This window comes from Curtobacterium sp. AC268 (genome assembly GCF_979258745.1).
Window position 1 is genome coordinate 2,561,040 of sequence record NZ_OZ409878.1, and the last position, 18,613, is coordinate 2,579,652.

Sequence of the window (18,613 nt, forward strand, 5' to 3'; positions counted from 1 at the left end):
GCGGGCGACGACGGTCTACCGGCCTAGCGATTCCGGGAGGTCTCCGAAGTGGTGTAGCTGCACGAACTTCGTCGTCGTTCGCGTGATTGAGCGTGTTAATCAACAGGTGTAGCGTAAGGTGCGATCAAAGGAGAACCCCATGCGCGCCGTCGTGTTCGAGCAGTACCAGACCTTCCCGTCCCTGACCGAGGTCCCGAAGCCCGCACCCGGGCCCGGTGAGGTCCTGCTCAAGGTCGCCGGCGCCGGTGCCTGCCACTCGGACGTCGCCGTGTACCGGGAGTTCCAGCAGGGGCAGCCGGGAGCCCAGGCCCCCGCGTTCGTGCTCGGCCACGAGAACTCCGGCTGGGTCGAGGCCGTCGGCGACGGGGTCACCGGCTTCGCCGAGGGCGACGCCTACCTGGTCTACGGGCCGGTCGGCTGCGGGCACTGCTCGTACTGCTCGAAGGGGCAGGACACCTACTGCGAGAACGCGGCGACGAACCCGTACATGGGGATCGGTCTCGGGCGTGACGGCGGCATGGCGGAGTACGTCAGCGTCCCGGCGCGGAACCTCGTGCCGCTCGGTGACGCCGACCCGATCGCCGCCGCACCGCTCAGTGACGCCGCGCTCACGCCGTACCACGCGATCAAGAACTCCCTGCCGAACCTGGCTGGTGGCGGTCGCTTCGCGCTCGTCGTCGGGCTCGGTGGCCTCGGGCAGATCGCCGTGCAGATCCTGACGGCGCTCACCGGCGCCACGGTCATCGCGACCGACATGAAGCAGGACGCGATGGACCGCGCCGCCGCCCGGGGCGCGATCACCGTCCCCGGCGGCCCGGACCAGGCCGAGCGCATCCGCGAGATCACCGGCGGACGCGGCGTCGACGCGGCCTTCGACTTCGTCGGTGCCACCCCCACGATCAAGGTCGCGCAGACGTCGATGGCGGTCGGCGGGCGTTTCACCGTCGTCGGGATCGCCGGCGGTACCACCGAGTGGAACTTCTTCGCGACGCCGTACGAGTCGACGATCACGAACACCTACTGGGGCACGATCGAGGACCTGCACGAGGTCGTCGCGATGTACCGCGCCGGCCAGATCGTCCCCGACGTCGAGCGGTACGCGCTGTCCGACGCGCTCGAGGCGTACCGGAAGCTCGAGGCGGGGAACTCTCGGGCCGCGCGGTGGTCGTCCCGACGCTCTGAGGCGGGCGTACCTGGTGGAATCGGGCGTACCTGGTCGGGAGTTCTGACCAGGTACGCCCGATTCCACTTTCCAGTGCGGGTGTTCTGGGAAGGAACGGGCGTCGGTCAGCGTCCCGCGGCGTAGCCCTGCGCACCCCGCGGGTTCGCGGCGGCACCGAGGATCCCGGTGTCCGGGTCGCGGGTGACGCACGACAGCCGCCCCAGGCTCCAGTCACCGCCGCGGGTCACGACGTGCCCGCGGGCCTCGAGTGCCGCGATGACCTCGTCACCCAGGCGGTCCTCGACGACCAGGCCCGCGGGCTCCCACGTGCGCGGCCAGAACGAACCGGGGAACGACGTGGTGTGCAGCGCCGGCGCGTCGATCGCCTGCTGCGGGGTGTACCCGCCGACGATCCACCGCAGCAGGAACAGCAGCTGCCACTGGTCCTGCTGGTCACCGCCGGGGGAACCGAGCGCGGCGACCGGCTGTCCGTCGCGGAGCACCAGGGTCGGTGTCAGCGTGGTGCGGGGGCGCTCGCCGGGCCGCAGGGTCGACGCGGTGTCCGGTTCGAGCCAGGTCATCTGCAGGCGGGTGCCGAGGCAGAACCCGAGCTCGGGGATCGTCGGTGACGACTGCAGCCAGCCGCCGGACGGGGTCGCACTGACGATGTTGCCCCAGCGGTCCACGACGTCGATGTGGCACGTGTCGCCGCGGGTCTCGCCGTCGGGGGTCACGAACGGCTCGCCGCGGTCCTCGAGCGGAGCGGCCGGCGGGGCCTCGGTGCCGGCTTCGGTGTCGCGGGCGACCTGCACGGTCGGTTCGCCCACCCCGACCGAACCGGAGGAGTCGTACGAGGTCCGGACCGGCGGCAGCGCGTGCTCGACCCCGGCGATCGTTCCGGGCCGGAGCTCCGCCGAGGCCCGCTCGCCTATCAGCGCACGGCGCTCGTCGGCGTAGGCGTCGGAGAGCAGGACGTCCATCGGGACCTCGCCGTCGCCGTAGAACGCCTCACGGTCGGCGAGGGCGAGCTTCTGCGCCTCGACGATCGTGTGGGCGCCGAGCTCGGTCGACGGGTCGAGCAGGGCGTCGTCGAGCGGTTCGAGCAGCCGCAGGGTCTGCAGCAGCGCCGGCCCCTGGCCCCACGGCCCGGTCTTGGCGATCGTGCAGCCGCGGAACTCGGCGGTCGTCGCGGGTTCGTACGACGCCCGGAACGCCGCCAGGTCGGACGCCCGGATGACCCCCGCGTGGTCGGTGCCGGACGCGTGCCGGTGCGGTTCGCGGACGAACCGGTCGATCGCCTCGGCGACGAACCCCTCCGCCCACTCGGACCGGGCCGCATCGATGCGGCCGGTCCGGCTGCCGGCACCGGCGCCGGCCTCGACCAGCCGGTCGAGCACTGCAGCGAGTGCCTCGTTGCGCACCAGGTCCCCGGGGACCGGCACCGTGCCTCCCGGCAGCCACTGCGTGGCGGAGGTGGGCCAGTGCTGCTCGAACAGCTCGCGCACTGCGGTGATCGTCCGGACCACCGCAGGTGCGACCGGGTGGCCGTCGCGGGCGTACCCGACCGCGGGGGCGAGGACGTCGGCCAGCTCCATCGTGCCGTGGTCGCGGAGCAGGAGCAGCCAGGCGTCGACCGCACCGGGGACGGTCGCGGCCAGCGCGCCGGAGCCGGGGACCAGGTCGAGGCCCTCGGCGCGGTAGTGCTCCGGGGTCGCGCCCTCGGGGGCGGGGCCCTGACCGACCAGCACCGTCGGCACGGGGTTCACGGCCGTCGCGAAGACCGCCGTCAGGTCACCGCCGGGGCCGTTCAGGTGGGGCTCCACGACCTGCAGGACGAAGGCCCCGGCGACGGCCGCGTCGAAGGCGTTGCCGCCGCGCTCGAGCACCGACTGGGCCGTGGCCGTCGCGATCCAGTGCGTCGAGGCCGCCATCCCGAACGTGCCCCGCAGGTCCGGGCGGGTGGTCTGCGCTGCGGGCGGGACGAAGGCGGGGTTCGGCGTCGGCATGGTCCCATCCTGTCCCGCGGCGATCGGCTCCGTGCTGTACACCCCCAGTCCAAGGGGTTGTGCACCCCGTGCAGAAAAGCGAACATCGTTCGGCGACTCGTGCAGGGCGAGCGCCGAACGACCGGGCGCTCGCACGGTCGGTTCCAGGGCAGGGGATCCATGACCACCACTCCGTCGACCGTCGCACGTGCGCGCCGACTCCCACGCATCGCCGGCGCCGTGATGGCACTGGCCCTGGCGGCGGGTGCGCTCGTCGCCACCGCCGAGCCCGCCGCGGCGTCCGCCGTGTGGGTCGGGTCGGTACCGGCCGGCACGAAGCTCCTGCCCGGTGACCAGGTGACCTCGTCGAACGGTCAGTTCCGGCTCATCATGCAGGGTGACGGGAACCTGGTCGAGTACGGCATCGGGAACCGTGTGCTGTGGGCCTCGAACACCGCGGGTTCCTCGAACGTCTACGCGGTCGTGGGGAGGGACCGCGCACTCGACATCATGCGCAACGGCAAGCGCGTGGCGCGCTGGGCCTCGGCTGGCCGAGCGAACTCGACCGCGCTGGCCGTCCGTGCCGACGGCACCATGGCGCTGCTCGCCGGCACCACCGTCGTCGTGAAGTGGAACACGTTCCAGGACCGGATCAGCTCCGGCGGCGCTCTGCTGAGCGGCACCGTGCTGCGTTCTGATGCGAGCACCAACCGCACGCTCGAGATGCGTGCGGACGGCAACCTGGTGCAGCGGGTGAACGGTGCAGTGGTCTGGCACACCAAGACGGGTGGCCACCCCGGGGCCTGGGCAGAGTTGCAGAAGAACGGGAACTTCGTGATCTGGTCGAAGGACCCGGCGCGCAAGGTCGCGCTGTGGACGACGAAGACGACCACCGCGGGCTCGAGCAACCTGCTCCTGCAGGTCGACGGCAACCTCGTGATCTACGGAGCGAAGGACACCCGCGTGTGGTCGAGCCGTCCCGTGACCGGGCTTGCCTGGCCCGTGAAGGGCACGAAGATCACCGGCCGGTACGGCGACGACCGTGGCGCCGGACACGTCCCGCGCTACCACCAGGGCACCGACGCCCCGGTCGCGGTCGGCACCGCGGTGTACGGCGCGGGAACCGGAACGGTGACGAAGACCGTGGCGAACGACGGCGCGTACGGCAACTACATCGTCGTGACCTACGGCATGACCACGGTGCTCACCGCCCACCTCAGCAAGATCGAGGTGAAGAAGGGTCAGATCGTGAAGCTCGGCACCGAGATCGCCAAGTCCGGCAACACCGGGCAGTCGACGGGTCCGCACGTGCACGTCGAGACGCGGCGGAACGGCAGCCTCGTCGACCCGCTGAAGACCCTGCACTTCCGCTGACGCGGGGTCGGCGCGGTCGGCGCGGTTCCGTGTTCGCTTCGTGAGCAGAAGAGGTCGGGTGGCTGTACGCCACTCGACCTCTTCTGCGCACTCGATGCAGTTCCTCGCACGGTGCGAGAGCACGGCGGCGCGGCGCGGCGCGGCTAGCCTGGGCGGGATGAGGAAGCGCGGCGGAACGGTGCTCGTGTTGGTGGCGATCGGGGTCCTGGCGGGGGTCCTGTCCGGGCTGTTCGGCGTCGGCGGTGGGGTCATCGTGGTGCCGGCGCTCATGGCCTTCGCACAGATGGACCAGCGTCGGGCCTCGGCCACCTCGCTCGTGGCGATCGCCCCCGCCGCCGTCGTCGGTGCGGCCACCTACGCCGTGCAGGGCGAGGTGCACTGGCTCGCGGCCCTGACCCTGGCGGTCGGCAGCGTCGTCGGCGCGCCGATCGGTGCCCGGCTGCTCCGTGCCCTGCCGCTCCGCGTGCTGCCGTGGATCTTCGTCGGGTTCATCGCCGTCGTGCTGGTGTCGCTGTTCACCACGGTGCCGACCCGCGGCGGCGAGGTGCACTTCGGGGTCGTCGAGGCGATCGTCCTGCTGCTGCTCGGGCTGCTGTCGGGCGTGCTGTCCGGGCTCGTCGGGGTCGGCGGCGGGGTCGTCATCGTGCCGGGGCTCGAGGTCGTGCTCGGCGCCGGCGACCTGCTGGCGAAGGGCACGTCGCTGCTCACGATGGTGCCGACGTCGGTGTCCGGGACGGTCGCGAACCTGCGGCGTCGCGCGGTCGACCTGCGGGTGGGGCTGACGGTCGGCATCACCGCCGCCGTCTGCTCGCCGGGTGGTGCCGTGCTCGCGCGCCTGGTCGACCCGCAGGTCGGCACCTGGCTGTTCGCGGCGTTCCTGGTGGTCGTCGCGGTCATCGTGCTCAGCCGCGGCCGTCGGAGGGCACCACAGAACGACGCGAGCGACGGGGAGGTCGCGTGACGGGCCTCCCGGCAGGGCGCGACGCGGAAGCCGTGCTGGCGGCGTTCGCCCGCACCACCGGCGACGTGGCCGCGGCCCGCCGGGTCGCGCGGCAGTTCCACGACCTCGACGAGGGGGAGCGTTCGGCGCTGCTCTGGAGCGAGGACGACGGCGCGAAGCTCGTCGCCGTCCTGCTGCTCGTGCAGGCGATGCGGGCGTACCCGGACCCGGAGCTCACCGACGAGTACCTGTCCGCGGCGAAGGCCGAGCGGTTCGAGGACCCGGTGCTCGTCGACCTGGCCGCCGAGGAACTCGTCGGCGCCCCGTTGGTGGGCGCCTCGACCGGTCCGCTGTTCGCGTTGGCGAAGTCCGACGTCGCGATGGTCCGCCGGATCGCGGTCGTGGCGACCCTGGCGTTCGTGAAGCAGGGCGACGCCGAGGTGCCGCTCGGGATCGCCGGGCGCCTGGTTCGTGAGCGCAGCGAGACGGTGCAGTCGGCGCTCGGTCTCGTCCTGCGCGAGACGGGGAAGCGGGCGTCCGAGCCGGCACTCGTGGCGTTCCTCGAGCAGAGCGGCCGGTTCCTCAGCCCGGCCGCCCGCCGGACGGCGACCGAGCACCTGCCGCCGGGGGAGCGTGACCGGCTGCGGGGCTGACGGAGCTCGCGGTCGCGCGCGACGCCTTGCTCGCCCTGGCAGAACCCGCCTGGGGCGACGGCCGGGAGGCCCGGTGCGGGTCCGCCCCGCCGCTGGCCGCCCGCGCGCACCCGCTCCACCGCCGTCCCGGTCCGACGCCTAGGCTGCGGGCATGCACACCGAGGTGCCCCGGATCGACGCCGGACTCGTCGAACGACTCGTCGCGGAGCAGTTCCCCGACTGGGCCGACCTGCCCGTGCGCGAGGTCGACCACCAGGGCTGGGACAACCGCACCTACCGGCTCGGGGACGCGCTGTCGGCGCGACTGCCGAGCGCGGCCGGCTACGTGCCCGCGGTCGAGAAGGAGCAGGACGTCCTGCCGTACCTCGCCCGGCGGCTGGACGTCGCCGTCCCGGAGCCCGTGGCGCTGGGGGAACCAGGCCAGGGGTACCCGTTCCCGTGGTCGGTGCGGCGGTGGCTCGACGGGGTGCCCGCCGTGCAGGTCGACGACCTCGACCACGAGCGCTTCGCGGCCGAGGTCGGTGCCGTGCTCCGGCAGCTCCGGAGCATCCCGGCGACGGGCGGCCCCACTGCCGGTGCGCACTCGTTCCACCGCGGGGAGCACCCGTCCGTGTACGACGCCGAGGTGCGGGCGGCGCTCGACACGCTCGGCGGCAGCGGCAGCGGCAGCGGCAGCGGCAGCAGCGGCAGGACCGGCGGCACCGTCGTCGACCGCGGCGCGTGCGAAGCGGTCTGGGCCGAGGCCCTCGCCAGCCGGTGGGAGGCGCCGGCCGTCTGGTTCCACGGAGACGTCTCCCCGGGCAACCTGCTCGTCGACGACACCGGGCGGCTGTGTGCGGTGATCGACTTCGGCACGTGCGGCGTGGGGGACCCGGCGTGCGACCTCGTGCTCGCGTGGACGATGCTGGACGGCCCGGCGCGACGGGTGTTCCGGCAGGCCGTCGACCTGGGCGACGACACGTGGGCGCGTGCACGGGGATGGGCGCTGTGGAAGGCGCTCATCATGCTCGCCGGCAGCGCCGGACCGGGCGGTCGCGACGAGCACGAGCGGGTCCTCGCGGCCGTCCTCGCCTGAGGTCGCGGCCACGGCTGCCGACCCGCGCCGACGTGCGCGAGGGGGACGCGGGGCTGGGAGCGTCCACGGGGCGGGCGCGTACCGAGGAGGGGAACGCGAGTCGTGCCTCCAGGCCGGCTCGAAGCGACCACGAGAGGAACGCAACGTGCGCGCACTGACCTACCAGGGCACCGAGAAGGTGTCCGTCGAGACCGTCCCCGACCCGACCATCCAGGAGCCGACCGACGCGATCGTGCGGATCACCTCCACGGCGATCTGCGGGTCCGACCTGCACCTGTACCGCGTGCTCGGCCCGTACATCGACCGCGGCGACGTCCTCGGCCACGAGCCGATGGGCATCGTGGAAGAGGTCGGATCCGGCGTCACGAACCTGAAGGTCGGCGACCGGGTCGTCATCCCCTTCAACATCTCCTGCGGCCACTGCTGGATGTGCCAGCACGGCCTGCAGTCGCAGTGCGAGACCACCCAGGTGACCGAGTACGGCACCGGTGCCTCGCTGTTCGGCTACACGAAGATGTACGGCCAGGTCCCCGGTGGCCAGGCCGAGTACCTGCGCGTGCCGCACGCCGACTACGGCCCCATCGTCGTGCCGGACGACGGCACCCCCGACGACCGCTGGCTGTTCCTGAGCGACATCCTGCCGACCGCGTGGCAGGCCGTGCAGTACGCCCAGGTGCCCGAGGGCGGCACGCTCGCCGTGCTCGGCCTCGGCCCGGTCGGCCAGTTCGCCGCCCGCATCGGCAAGCACCTCGGCTACCGCGTGCTCGCCGTCGACCCCGAGCAGGTCCGCCGTGACCTGGGGGCGAAGCACGGCGCCGAGGTGTTCGACCTCACGAAGGACCTGGTGCCCGAGCTCGTCGACCTGACCGACGGCCGCGGCCCCGACGGGGTCGTCGACGCCGTCGGCATGGAGGCCCACGGCAACCCGATGGCGGGCTTCGCACAGCGTGCCGCCGGCCTGTTGCCCGACAAGCTCGCGCAGAAGGCGATCGAGACCGCCGGTGTCGATCGGCTGGCCGCCGTGCACGCGGCGATCGACCTGGTCCGCCGCGGCGGCACCGTCTCGCTGAGCGGTGTCTACGGAGGCATGGCCGACCCGATGCCGATGATGACGCTGTTCGACAAGCAGATCACCATCCGCGAGGGCCAGTGCAACGTGAAGCGCTGGATCGACGACATCATGCCGCTCGTCTCCGACCCGTCGGACCCGCTCGGCACGCTCGACCTCACCACCCACCGCGTCTCGCTCGAGGACGCCCCGCACATGTACGAGGTCTTCCAGAAGAAGCAGGACAACTGCGTCAAGGTCGTGCTCGACCCCGCGATGGCCGCGGCCTGATGCGCATCGTCGTCGTCGGCGCGACCGGCAACGTGGGGACGGCGGTGCTCCGTCGGCTCGCGGCCGTGCGCGCCGACGACGACGGTGACACCGGCCGTCACGCCGCCGGTGACGCCGCCGGCGTCGCCGCCCGTGACGCCGCCGGCGTCCAGGTCGTCGGCGTCGCCCGGCGGCTGCCGGACCTGCGCGCGGAGCCGTACGCCGCCGCCGTCTGGCACGCGGTCGACGTCGGTGCCGCGGACGCCGTGGACCAGCTCACGGCCGTGTTCCAGGGCGCCGACGCCGTCATCCACCTGGCGTGGGCCCTCCAGCCGACGCACGACATCCCGGCGCAGCACCGCACGAACGTGACCGGCACGGCGAACGTCCTGGCAGCCGTCGCGCGCGCCGAGGTGCCCCAGGTCGTCGTGGCGTCCTCGGTCGGCGCCTACCGCGGGGTGGACGTCGACGGCAAGCGCACCCCCGTGGACGAGAGCTGGCCCGCCGACGGCATCCCGACGGCGACGTACTCGATCCACAAGGCCGCCAACGAAGCGGCGATGGACGCGTTCGAGGCCGAACACCCCTCCGTGACCGTCACCCGGCTGCGCCCGGGGCTGATCTTCCAGCGGGACGCCGCGGCCGAGATCCGGGGGCTGTTCCTCGGACACCTCGTGCCGATGTCGATCGTGCGGTGGATCCGCTGGCTCGTGCTGCCGCTGCCGTACCCGTTCGTGTTCCAGGCCGTGCACGCCGACGACGTCGCCGACGCCTACTGGCGCGCCATCGACCGACGGGCAGCTGGGGCGTTCAACATCGCCGCCTCGCCCGTGCTCAACCCGCCGCGACTGGCCCGGGCCTTCGGCATGCTCGGTGCCGTGCGGATCCCCCTGCGGTTGCTGCGCGGGATCGTGACGGTGACGTGGCGGCTGCGGTTGCAGCCGACGGACGCCGGGTGGATCGACATCGCGGCCGGGGTGCCGATCATGCGGACCGACCGTGCCCGGTCGGTGCTCGGATGGGAGGCCCGGCACACCTCCGAAGAAGCGTTGCGTGCACTCGTGGCCGGGTTCGCGGACGGTGCGAACGTTCCGGGGTCGGAGCCGCTCCGCGGCTGACCCGGCTCGGGCTGGCCGGGGGGCGGCGCTGCCGGGTCGCCCCGGGCGTACCGGGTGGTTTCGGGCGTACCGGGTGGTTTCGGGCGTACGGGGTCGGAAGTTCTGACCAGGTACGCCCGGTTCCACATTCCATCGCGGGCGTTCTGGGAAGGAACGTCCGCTCGTGTTCCCCGTCTCGCGCTACGCTTCGCTCGTCGTTGTGAGAAGGGGGAGCGCGATGGTGCTCAGTTGGTCCGCGTTCAGTGAGCTCGAGGGGCCGGGGGAGTCGGGGATGCCCGACCTGTTCGGCGGCTGGTTCGGCATCGCCTTCGGGGTCGTCGCGGCCCTGATGATCCTCATGACCCTGACGATCGTCATCCTCACGCTCTACCGGGGCAAGCGGATGGCCGACCGTGGTCAGAACCCGCTCACCATGCAGGAGGACATCGCGTACCAGGCGATGCAGAGTCGCACGCTCGCTCCGGACAAGCCGCTCGAACAGCGCCTCGCCGAACTCGACGACCTGCACGCGCGCGGTGTGATCTCCGACGAGGAGCACCGCAGCGCCCGAGCCGAGGCCCTGCGCGGACGATGATCGCCTCCGAAGACGTCCGCAACCCCCTGATCCCGCCGGTCTACGACCTCGTCTGGACCCTGCTGATGGCGCTCGTCGTCATCGCGGTCATCGTCGCCGTGTGCATCGCGGTCGTCCGCAGTCGGCGTCCCCACGGTGTCCGTCGGACCTCGCCGGAGCAGCGGCTCCTCGAAGTCGACGAGCTGCACGCCCGCGGTGTCATCACCGACGACGAGCGCCGAGCCGCGCGGGCCGAGGCCCTGCGCGGTTAGCCTGGTCCGGTGCTGCTGCCGACGGACCTGCTGGGGGTGTGGGACCTCCACCGCACCGTGCACGACCACCGTGCCGGTGCCACGGGGGTCGTCACCGGGACCACCACCCTGACCCGGGTCGGCGACGACGAGGTGCGCTGGGACGAGTCCGGCGTGATGACCTTCGACGGCCGGTCCACCCCGGTGTCCCGGACCCTCATCCTCCGGCGCGGTCCCGACGGCGGCTGGACCGTGCACTTCTCCGACGGTCGGGTCTTCCACGACTGGGTCTGGGGCACGAGCGTCGCCCACGCCTGCGCTCCCGACGCCTACACGGGTGCCTTCGACGGCGACGGGGACCGCTGGACGGTGCGGTGGGAAGCGCGGGGCCCGGCGAAGGACTACCGGCTGGACAGCGTCCTCACCCGACCGCGGTCGTGACCCGGGAGTCGGCGGCCACCGCCAGACTGGGGGCATGGCACGCTCCTCCGGCACCGACGCCCCGCGCATCACCCTGACCGAACCGACGAACCTCGAGGACTGGGCGCCAGCTCCCGGTGACGTCCTGACGGGGGACCGCATCGAGGGCAAGCGCATCGACGTCCTCGACCTGGCCGGCGAGCGGCTGCCCGACCTGGAGATCGAGGAGTGTGTCATCGACACGTTCCGGGGCGACGACGCGGACTTCCGTGGGCTCCGGGTCCGTGACTCGATCATCGACTCGCTCGACGCCCCGATCCTGCGGGCGTCGAGCAGCTCGTGGCGCGAGGTCCGGGTCTCCGGCGGTCGGGTCGGCTCGGCGGAGCTGTACGACTCCGGACTGAACGGCGTCGAGTTCGTCGGCATGAAGTTCGGGTTCGTGAACCTGCGCGGCTCGACGATCACCGACGTGGTGTTCCGTGACTGCGTCATCGACGAGCTCGACATCGCCGACGCGAAGCTGCTGCGCGTCTCGTTCGACGGCAGCAGCATCCGCGCCGCCGAGGGGTCGAACACCCGCATCGACCACGTGGACCTGCGCGCAGCGGACCTCGATCGGGTCGAGCGGCTCGAGGGCTTCCGCGGGGCCACGATCGGCGCCGACCAGCTGTACACGCTCGCACCGCTGCTGGCCGCGCAGGCCGGCTACCGCGTCGACTGACCCACGCCGAGTTTCGCGCTCACCGACACTGCACGCCCGACCGGCCCCGCGAACTGTCGCTCAGCCCGAAACAGCGCCCGAAACAGCGCCAGCGCCGACCCCGGCCAGCGCCGCGGCCAGGTCGGCCTGCACCAGGTCGCCGTGCACCGCTGCGCCCACCTGGGTGCCGGCAGCAGCCGACGCGATGACCGTCGCCATCGGGGCCGTCACGTTGCCGGCCGCGGACACCCCGCGCACGGTGGTCTGCCCGGCCGCGTCCACGGTCAGCGCGGTCGCGAAGCGGTGGTCGCCCATGAACTGGTCGGTGGCTGCGAGGCCGAGCCCGGACAGGAAGTCCACCCGCGCCTCGGGCCGGCTCGCCGTGGCCAGGGCATCGAGCTCGACGAAGGAACCGTCGCCGAGCCGGACCCCGGTCAGCCGGTCGCCCTCGGAGACCACGGCGGCGACCGGGCCCTGAACCACCGAGACGCCGCGGGCTGCCAAACCGGCCAGGGTGGTGTCGTCCATCAGCCTCGGATCGGTCAGGAACGCGGTCACCCGGTCGCTCAGTGCCCGGAACATGAGCGCGTGGTGTGCGGCGTTCGGCGTCGTTGCGAGGACCCCGATCCGCTGGTCGCGGATCTCCCACCCGTGGCAGAACGGACAGTGCACGACCCCGCGCCCCCACTGTGCGGCCAGGCCCGGGACCTCGGGCAGGACGTCCACGGCGCCGGAGGCGACGACCAGTCTGCGGGCCGTGACGACCGCGCCCGAGTCCAGCGTGACCGAGAAGCCGACCGGGTCGTGACCGTCACCGGTCGTGGCGGACGTGGCCACGACCCTCCCGGCCGTGACCTGGACGCTGTAGGCGGCGACCTCGTCGCGACCGATGCGGATCAGCTCGGCGGGCGCGACGCCCTCGTGGCCGAGGTAGTTGTGTGCGCCGGCCGCCGGAGCGTTGCGGGGCTCGCCGGAGTCGACGACGAGCACCGAGCGCCGCGAACGGCCGAGGATCAGGGCGGCGGAGAGGCCGGCGGCCGAGCCGCCGATGACGATGACGTCGAAGTGTCCAGGCATGCGCTGATCATGCGGCCGGTCACGAGAGAACGGCAACGAAGTTTGCTGATGTGGCAACATGGCCCGCATGGCACACAGCACCTCGGGACCGGTCGTCCCGCGCACGACGGCCGACGTCGTCGACGGGGTCGGCCCCCGACTCCGCGCGCTGCGCGCCCACCGCGACGTCACGCTCGCGGCACTGTCCGCGCAGACGGGGATCTCGGTGAGCACCCTGTCGCGGCTCGAGTCCGGCCAGCGGAAGCCCACGCTGGAACTGCTGCTGCCCCTCGCCCGGGCCTACCAGGTGCCCCTCGACGACCTGGTCGGCGCACCGCAGACCGGCGACCCGCGCGTGCACATGAAGCCCGAGGTGCACGGCGGCCGCGTCGTCGTCCCGCTGACGAAGCGGACCGGCGGGGTGCGCTCGTTCAAGCAGCTGTTCCCGCCGAACACCCCGGGTGGGGAACCGTCGCTCAAGACGCACGAGGGCTACGAGTGGCTCTACGTGCTGTCCGGACGGCTCCGGCTGGTGCTGGGGGAGCACGACCTCGACCTGGGTCCCGGTGAGGTCGCCGAGTTCGACACCCACACCCCGCACTGGATGGGCAACGTGACCGACTCCGTCACCGAGGTGCTGTGCCTGTACGGGCCGCAGGGCGAGCGGGCGCACGTGCGGTCGCGACCTGCTCGGTGACCGGCTGACCGGAGCCGTCGTCAGCGGCTGCGCCACCACCGCCGCGACCGCGACCGCGATCGCAGCCGACGTGCCCACCGGCGCACCGGGTTGGCCCGCCGGCCGTTCACGCGGAACGTGTGGAAGGCGCGTCGCGTCCGCACCCAGACGGACGGGAGGCCCGACAACGGTCGCGCGGACACCTGCACCGTGAGCACGGGGTCGGCCACCACCCGCCAGGCCGGGTCGAGCTGCATGCTCAGGTCGACGTCGTCGTGCACCTCGGCGTCGTCCCGGTGCGTTCGCCCTCCGACGGCGGCCCACGTCGACCGGCGCATCGCCATGGCGGACCCGAACAACGGTGGGTGTCCGAGCGCACTCCACATCAGCACGAAGTACGGGCCCATGTAGACGGCGTCCCACAGTCGGCGCACCACGGGGCCACCGTTCCGGGGCCGGCCCGGACCGGTGACCGCGACGACCTCGGGGTCGGCGAGCAGGCGGACGGCGTCGGCGATCCAGGACGGCGGTGGGACGGAGTCGGCATCGAGCCGCACGACGACGTCGCCGGACGCCCGGTCGTAGCCGCGCGCCGAGGCCCGGGCGATCCCGCGCACCGGCTCCGTGACCACGACCGCGCCGGCGTCCCGGGCGATCGCCGCGCTGTCGTCGGTGCTGCCGTTGTCGACCACGACGACCTCGTCGGCGGGCCGGGTCTGGGCCGCGAGGGCCGCGAGGCACCGGCGCAGGTGCACGGCATCGTCCCGCACGGGGATCACGACCGAGACACAGGGCACCCGTCGATCCAACCGGCTGTCGGCTGTGCGGATTGCCGGACCGCGTTTCCCGGTGATCCTGGGACAGGCCCAAGAGGGCACGGCGCAGGTTCGTTGCGAAACGCCCCCGGTGCACGCCGGGGGCGACGACAACCGGAAGGCCGACCATGACCACGAACCCACCCGGGAACGACTCCGGGACGCCCATCCACGACCGCACCGCAGCCTCCGAGGGGCACGAGGTCGCCCCCGGCGTGACCGTGCCGTCGTACGCCAGCGGTACCCCCGCCGCGCGATCCACCGACCCCGGTGCGCCCCGGACCGACGACCCGTACGGCGAGAGCGCCGCAGAGGTTCCGTTCGACGCACCCCTCGACGCCGTCCCGGCCGACGAGCAGCTCCCCGCCGTCCCGTCCGCCGCGTCCGCTGGCTCCGCCGACGGCGTCAGCGGCTCCAGCGGCTCTGGCAGCGCCAGCGGCGACGGCAGCGGCTCCGGCAAGGCCGATGCGGCGAAGGGTGCCGCGCAGGACGTCGCCGGCGACGCCAAGGAGAAGGCCGCGAACGTCGCGGGCACCGCCAAGGAGCAGGCGTCGAAGGTCGCCTCCGAGGCGACCGACCACGCCAAGCAGCTCTACGGCCAGGCGTCCGAGAACCTCAAGCAGCAGGCCGGCGAGCAGCAGCAGCGCGCTGCCGGCGGACTCCGCTCCCTGGGCGAGCAGCTCGGGCGCATGGCCGAGAACGACGACGAGCAGGGTGTGGCCTCGAAGGTCGTCCGCGACCTGTCGGGCCGCGCGACGTCCGCCGCCGGGTTCCTCGAGAACCGCGACCCGGGCTCGCTGCTCGACGAGGTGAAGACCTTCGCCGCGAAGCGCCCCGGCACCTTCATCGCGATCGCCGCGGGCGCGGGCCTGCTGGCCGGCCGCCTGACCAAGGCGCTCGCGACCGAGGTCAAGCACGAGAAGGAGGCCGGCGACGGCACGACCGGATCGGGGAGTGGCGTATGAGCCAGTCCGTCCCCGGCGCGACACCCCTGGGCGAACCGACGCCCGAGGAGCGCGCTGCGACCACACCGCTCGGTGAGCTGCTGTCCGACGTGTCGCGCGACCTCTCCAGCCTGTTCCGGCAGGAGGTCGCCCTCGCGAAGGCCGAGCTGACCGACTCCGCGAAGAAGGCCGGCAAGGCGGGCGGGATGTTCGGCGGCGCCGGACTCACCGCCGTGTTCGCCCTGCTGTTCCTGTCGATCGCCGCGTGGTGGGGCCTCGGTTACCTGATCGGCAACGCCTGGTCCGCCCTGATCATCGCGGTCGTCTACGCGATCGTCGCCGCGATCCTGGCTGTCCGCGGGCGCAAGGAGATCAAGGAGATCAAGGGCGCCCCGCAGACGGTCGAGACCGCCAAGGAAGTCCCCGAGACACTCAAGCCCAACACCGGGAGGAAGCCATGAGCACCCCAGACGAGATCCGCGCCGACATCGAGCGCACCCGCGGCGAACTCGGCTCCGACGTCGACGCCCTCGCCGACAAGGTCAGCCCGTCGTCCATCGCCCACCGCCAGAGCGAGAAGGTGAAGGGCCGGTTCCAGGACGTCCGCGAGTCCATGATGGGCGCGGCCCAGTCGGCCCGCTCGAGCGCCTCCGGTTCCGCCTCGGGCGCGACCGGCCAGGCGAAGGACGTCGCGCAGAAGGGCGTCGAGAAGGCGAAGGGCAACCCCCTGGCCGTCGGCCTCATCGCGTTCGGTGCCGGTTGGCTCGTGTCGTCGCTCCTGCCGACCACCGAGAAGGAAGAAGCGCTCGCCGGTGAGCTGAAGGACAAGGCTGCACCGCTCGTCGACGAGGTCAAGGAGCAGGCAAAGGACGTCGGCTCGCAGCTCGGCGACGTGGCGAAGGAGCACGCGCAGGACCTCAAGGGGACCGCGCAGGACGCCGCGCAGGCGGTCAAGGGCGAGGCACAGGGGGCCGCGTCCGACGTCAAGGACAACGCGCAGGGTGCGGCGGACGACGTCCGCAGCAGCTGAGCGGAACCCCGTGACGGACAGGAGGCGCGGTGCCAGCTGGCACCGCGCCTCCTGTCCGTGACGCGGTAGCGTTCCGGGCATGGACCCGATCGACGAGCTCGCTGCGGAGCTCCGACAGTCCATCGGCCGGGTCGTGCGTGCCGCACGACGCGAGGCGGACGCGCTGCCGGCCACGCACACCACCACCCTCGGGTTCCTGCACCGCGAGGGTCCGATGACGATCGCGGAACTCGCGCGCCGCCGCGGGGTGAAGCACCAGGGGCAGTCCCGCACGGTCGGCGAACTGGCCGAGCTCGGCTACGTCGACCGGACGGCGTCGGACACCGACCGCCGCGCGTCGGTCATCCGGATCACGGACGCCGGCCGGGCCGCACTGCAGCGGGACATGGACGCCCGCACGGACTGGCTGGCCGAGGCGATCCGCGAGGAGACCGACGCCGAGGAGCGTGCGCTGCTGCGCCGTCTGCCCGAGTTGTTCGAGCGGGTCGCGCGTCGGGCCGACTGAACGACCGCTCACCTTATCGGGAGCCCGAGAAGTACAACACGGCTGTACAGTTGTGCGCATGGAGTTGACGAAGTACAACCACGCCACCGTCGTCCTCGAGCAGGACGGCGTCACCCTCGTCATCGACCCCGGGGTGTTCACGCCCGAGGCCGTCGACCTCGTCCGCGGAGCAGCGGGCGTCCTCGTCACGCACGACCACCCCGACCACTTCGACATCGACGCCCTGCGCGCGGGACTCTCCGCGAACCCGGACCTCGTCGTCCGCGGTCCGGAGACCGTCGTCGAGCAGCTCGGTGAACACCACGGCCGGGTCCAAGCGGTGCACGCCGGCGACACGATCGCGGTCGGACCGTTCTCCGTCCGGGTCTTCGGCGAGCAGCACGCCGTCATCCACCCCGACATCCCGTCCACCGCGAACGTCGGCTACCTGGTGGACGACGCGGTGTTCCACCCGGGCGACGCGTACCTCGAGCCCGGTGTCCCGGTGCCGACCCTGCTGCTGCCGACGAGTGGGCCGTGGACGAACACCGCCCAGGCCGTCGACTACGTGCGAGCCGTGGCGCCGGAGCGGGCCGTGCAGATCCACGAGGCGATGCTGAGCGAGCTCGGCCAGCAGTCCGCCGCGCGCTTCCTCGGACCCGACGGTCTCGGGCCGGTGCCCGTCCTGATCCTGCCCGCGGGGGAGACGATCACCGTCTGACGGACGCGGGCGGCCCCTGGGAGGCGATCCGGGCCTCCCGAGCAGCATGGTGGGATGGCCGACGCACCCACGACAGCAGTCCTCTTCGACATCGACGGCACCCTCGCCGACTCGAACTACGCGCACATCGACGCGTGGTGGCGGGCGTTCCTGGCGGCGGGGGAGTCCGTCGACGCCTGGCGGATCCACCGCGCGATCGGGATGGACTCAGCGAAGCTGCTCGAGACGCTGCTGCCGGACGCGTCCCAGGAGACCCGCGACGCCGCGAAGCAGTTCCACACCGCCTACTACGCCGAGCAGATGCCGCGGCTCCGGCTGCTGCCGGGTGCACGCGAACTCCTGCAGGCCGTCGCCGAAGCGGGGCACGCCGTGGTCCTGGCGACCAGCGCTCCCGAGCACGAACTCGCCCGCCTGCGCGACCTGCTCGACGCGGGCGAGTGGGTCACCGCCGAGACCAGCTCCGAGGACGTCGAGCAGGCGAAGCCGGACCCCGGCATCATCCGGGTCGCGCTCGACAAGGCCGGGGTCTCCGCCGACGACGCCGTGATGGTCGGGGACGCGATGTGGGACGTCGAGTCCGCCGGCAAGGTGGGGGTGCAGTGCGTCGGCGTGATGACCGGCGGCATCGGCGGCGACGAGCTCCGCGGTGCCGGGGCGGCCGAGGTGTACGACGACGCTGCGGCCGTGCTCGCGGCGTTCCGAGCCGGCGAGGGCCCGATCGCGGCACTCGGCCAGCGCGCCTGACGGGCGGCGCCGGTCGCGCCTGACGGGCGGCGCCGGTCGCGCCCGACGGGCACCTCGGTTTCCGCGTCGTCGGTCGCCCGTGCCAGGATCGACGTTCGTGATCACGATCGAACGCGTGTCCTGGGACGACCCCCGCAGCGTGGTGCTCCGCGCCCGCATGGACGACGAGATGCACGAACGCTACGGGTCGGCGAACGCCGGCGAGGACCCTGCTGTCACCGCCGAGCGGGGTCGTGCGTTGAGCGTCGACCCGTCGACCGTCGTCACGTCGATCCTGGCCGTCGACGAGTCCGGCGAACCGGTCGGGCACATCGCCGTCCGGCGTCTGGGTGACGAGGTCGAGCTGAAGCGGCTCATCGTGCTCGCCTCGGCGCGCGGCAAGGGTGCGGCCACCGCGCTGCTCGACGAGTGCGAGCGCGTCGGTCGCGAACTCGGCGCCGGGCGGCTCATCCTGCAGACCGGTGACAAGCAGCCCGACGCCGTGGCGCTCTACCGCAAGACCGGCTGGGAACAGATCGCGGTCTACGAGCCCTACGTCGCGACCATGCCGTGGTCGTTCTGCTTCGAGAAGGCCCTGTAGCCCGTTCCCAGCCG

At 72.7% G+C, this 18,613-nt stretch carries 21 protein-coding genes and 1 pseudogene; 19 read left to right on the forward strand and 3 right to left on the reverse strand.

Going from position 1 to position 18,613, the window contains the following annotated elements; genetic code table 11:
- Window positions 1–139: 139 nt before the first annotated feature.
- Window positions 140–1,182, forward strand: a pseudogene (locus tag ACZZ9K_RS12175) (NAD(P)-dependent alcohol dehydrogenase).
- 105 nt (window positions 1,183–1,287) lie between these two features.
- On the opposite strand, the gene ACZZ9K_RS12180 reads toward ACZZ9K_RS12175, so the two are convergent.
- Entirely contained in the window at window positions 1,288–3,168 is a 1,881-nt protein-coding gene (locus ACZZ9K_RS12180; RefSeq protein WP_463444172.1) for a gamma-glutamyltransferase family protein, read from the reverse strand.
- A gap of 159 nt (window positions 3,169–3,327) precedes the next feature.
- Here ACZZ9K_RS12180 and ACZZ9K_RS12185 point away from each other — a divergent pair, with 159 nt between their 5' ends.
- The 10 genes from ACZZ9K_RS12185 (at window position 3,328) to ACZZ9K_RS12230 (ending at window position 11,570) form a co-directional block, all read left to right on the forward strand.
- On the forward strand, window positions 3,328–4,521 hold the full coding sequence (locus ACZZ9K_RS12185) for a peptidoglycan DD-metalloendopeptidase family protein (RefSeq protein WP_463444173.1): 1,194 nt from the start codon (window positions 3,328–3,330) through the stop codon (window positions 4,519–4,521).
- A gap of 157 nt (window positions 4,522–4,678) precedes the next feature.
- Window positions 4,679–5,482, forward strand: a complete 804-nt coding sequence (locus tag ACZZ9K_RS12190; protein WP_463444174.1) for a sulfite exporter TauE/SafE family protein — start codon at window positions 4,679–4,681, stop codon at window positions 5,480–5,482.
- Entirely contained in the window at window positions 5,479–6,114 is a 636-nt protein-coding gene (locus tag ACZZ9K_RS12195) for a DNA alkylation repair protein (RefSeq protein WP_463444175.1), read from the forward strand. The genes ACZZ9K_RS12190 and ACZZ9K_RS12195 overlap by 4 nt, the downstream gene beginning before the upstream one ends.
- Window positions 6,115–6,265: 151 nt before the next feature.
- Window positions 6,266–7,189, forward strand: a complete 924-nt coding sequence (locus ACZZ9K_RS12200; protein ID WP_463444176.1) for an aminoglycoside phosphotransferase family protein — start codon at window positions 6,266–6,268, stop codon at window positions 7,187–7,189.
- Window positions 7,190–7,334: 145 nt separating this feature from the next.
- Complete coding sequence (locus ACZZ9K_RS12205; RefSeq protein ID WP_138802386.1) at window positions 7,335–8,528, forward strand: zinc-dependent alcohol dehydrogenase; 1,194 nt, start codon at window positions 7,335–7,337, stop codon at window positions 8,526–8,528.
- Complete coding sequence (locus ACZZ9K_RS12210) at window positions 8,528–9,625, forward strand: NAD-dependent epimerase/dehydratase family protein (protein WP_463444177.1); 1,098 nt, start codon at window positions 8,528–8,530, stop codon at window positions 9,623–9,625. Before ACZZ9K_RS12205 ends, ACZZ9K_RS12210 begins: the two co-directional genes overlap by 1 nt.
- Window positions 9,626–9,842: 217 nt before the next feature.
- On the forward strand, window positions 9,843–10,199 hold the full coding sequence (locus ACZZ9K_RS12215) for an SHOCT domain-containing protein (RefSeq protein WP_463444178.1): 357 nt from the start codon (window positions 9,843–9,845) through the stop codon (window positions 10,197–10,199).
- The gene (locus ACZZ9K_RS12220) at window positions 10,196–10,450 is read left to right on the forward strand and encodes a hypothetical protein (protein WP_463444179.1); all 255 of its coding nucleotides are present in this window, start codon (window positions 10,196–10,198) and stop codon (window positions 10,448–10,450) included. Before ACZZ9K_RS12215 ends, ACZZ9K_RS12220 begins: the two co-directional genes overlap by 4 nt.
- A 9-nt stretch (window positions 10,451–10,459) precedes the next feature.
- Window positions 10,460–10,870 (forward strand): DUF6314 family protein, encoded by a 411-nt coding sequence (locus ACZZ9K_RS12225; protein WP_138802390.1) that lies wholly within the window; start codon window positions 10,460–10,462, stop codon window positions 10,868–10,870.
- Window positions 10,871–10,904: 34 nt separating this feature from the next.
- Window positions 10,905–11,570, forward strand: a complete 666-nt coding sequence (locus ACZZ9K_RS12230; protein ID WP_138802391.1) for a pentapeptide repeat-containing protein — start codon at window positions 10,905–10,907, stop codon at window positions 11,568–11,570.
- A 60-nt stretch (window positions 11,571–11,630) separates the two neighbouring features.
- Here ACZZ9K_RS12230 and ACZZ9K_RS12235 read toward each other — a convergent pair whose 3' ends face one another.
- Entirely contained in the window at window positions 11,631–12,626 is a 996-nt protein-coding gene (locus tag ACZZ9K_RS12235) for an NAD(P)/FAD-dependent oxidoreductase (RefSeq protein ID WP_463444180.1), read from the reverse strand.
- A gap of 67 nt (window positions 12,627–12,693) precedes the next feature.
- Here ACZZ9K_RS12235 and ACZZ9K_RS12240 point away from each other — a divergent pair, with 67 nt between their 5' ends.
- Entirely contained in the window at window positions 12,694–13,302 is a 609-nt protein-coding gene (locus tag ACZZ9K_RS12240; RefSeq protein ID WP_138802393.1) for a helix-turn-helix domain-containing protein, read from the forward strand.
- A 20-nt stretch (window positions 13,303–13,322) separates the two neighbouring features.
- On the opposite strand, the gene ACZZ9K_RS12245 is transcribed toward ACZZ9K_RS12240, so the two are convergent.
- Window positions 13,323–14,078, reverse strand: coding sequence for a glycosyltransferase family 2 protein (locus tag ACZZ9K_RS12245; RefSeq protein ID WP_463444181.1), 756 nt, complete (start codon window positions 14,076–14,078; stop codon window positions 13,323–13,325).
- A gap of 146 nt (window positions 14,079–14,224) precedes the next feature.
- On the opposite strand from ACZZ9K_RS12245, the gene ACZZ9K_RS12250 reads away from it, so the two are divergent.
- The 7 genes from ACZZ9K_RS12250 (at window position 14,225) to ACZZ9K_RS12280 (ending at window position 18,599) form a co-directional block, all read left to right on the forward strand.
- Entirely contained in the window at window positions 14,225–15,061 is an 837-nt protein-coding gene (locus ACZZ9K_RS12250; RefSeq protein ID WP_463444182.1) for a hypothetical protein, read from the forward strand.
- Window positions 15,058–15,501 (forward strand): phage holin family protein, encoded by a 444-nt coding sequence (locus ACZZ9K_RS12255; protein WP_051597109.1) that lies wholly within the window; start codon window positions 15,058–15,060, stop codon window positions 15,499–15,501. The genes ACZZ9K_RS12250 and ACZZ9K_RS12255 overlap by 4 nt, the downstream gene beginning before the upstream one ends.
- Window positions 15,498–16,070 carry a DUF3618 domain-containing protein gene (locus ACZZ9K_RS12260; RefSeq protein ID WP_463444183.1) on the forward strand — a complete coding sequence of 191 codons (573 nt, stop codon included), beginning with the start codon at window positions 15,498–15,500 and terminating at the stop codon, window positions 16,068–16,070. The genes ACZZ9K_RS12255 and ACZZ9K_RS12260 overlap by 4 nt, the downstream gene beginning before the upstream one ends.
- Window positions 16,071–16,149: 79 nt before the next feature.
- A complete protein-coding gene (locus ACZZ9K_RS12265; protein WP_419766686.1) occupies window positions 16,150–16,575 on the forward strand; it encodes a MarR family winged helix-turn-helix transcriptional regulator in 426 nt (141 codons plus the stop codon).
- A 58-nt stretch (window positions 16,576–16,633) separates the two neighbouring features.
- A complete protein-coding gene (locus ACZZ9K_RS12270; RefSeq protein WP_463444184.1) occupies window positions 16,634–17,275 on the forward strand; it encodes an MBL fold metallo-hydrolase in 642 nt (213 codons plus the stop codon).
- Window positions 17,276–17,329: 54 nt separating this feature from the next.
- A complete protein-coding gene (locus ACZZ9K_RS12275) occupies window positions 17,330–18,019 on the forward strand; it encodes an HAD family hydrolase (RefSeq protein WP_463444185.1) in 690 nt (229 codons plus the stop codon).
- A gap of 97 nt (window positions 18,020–18,116) precedes the next feature.
- Window positions 18,117–18,599 carry a GNAT family N-acetyltransferase gene (locus ACZZ9K_RS12280; RefSeq protein WP_463444186.1) on the forward strand — a complete coding sequence of 161 codons (483 nt, stop codon included), beginning with the start codon at window positions 18,117–18,119 and terminating at the stop codon, window positions 18,597–18,599.
- Window positions 18,600–18,613: the final 14 nt, after the last annotated feature.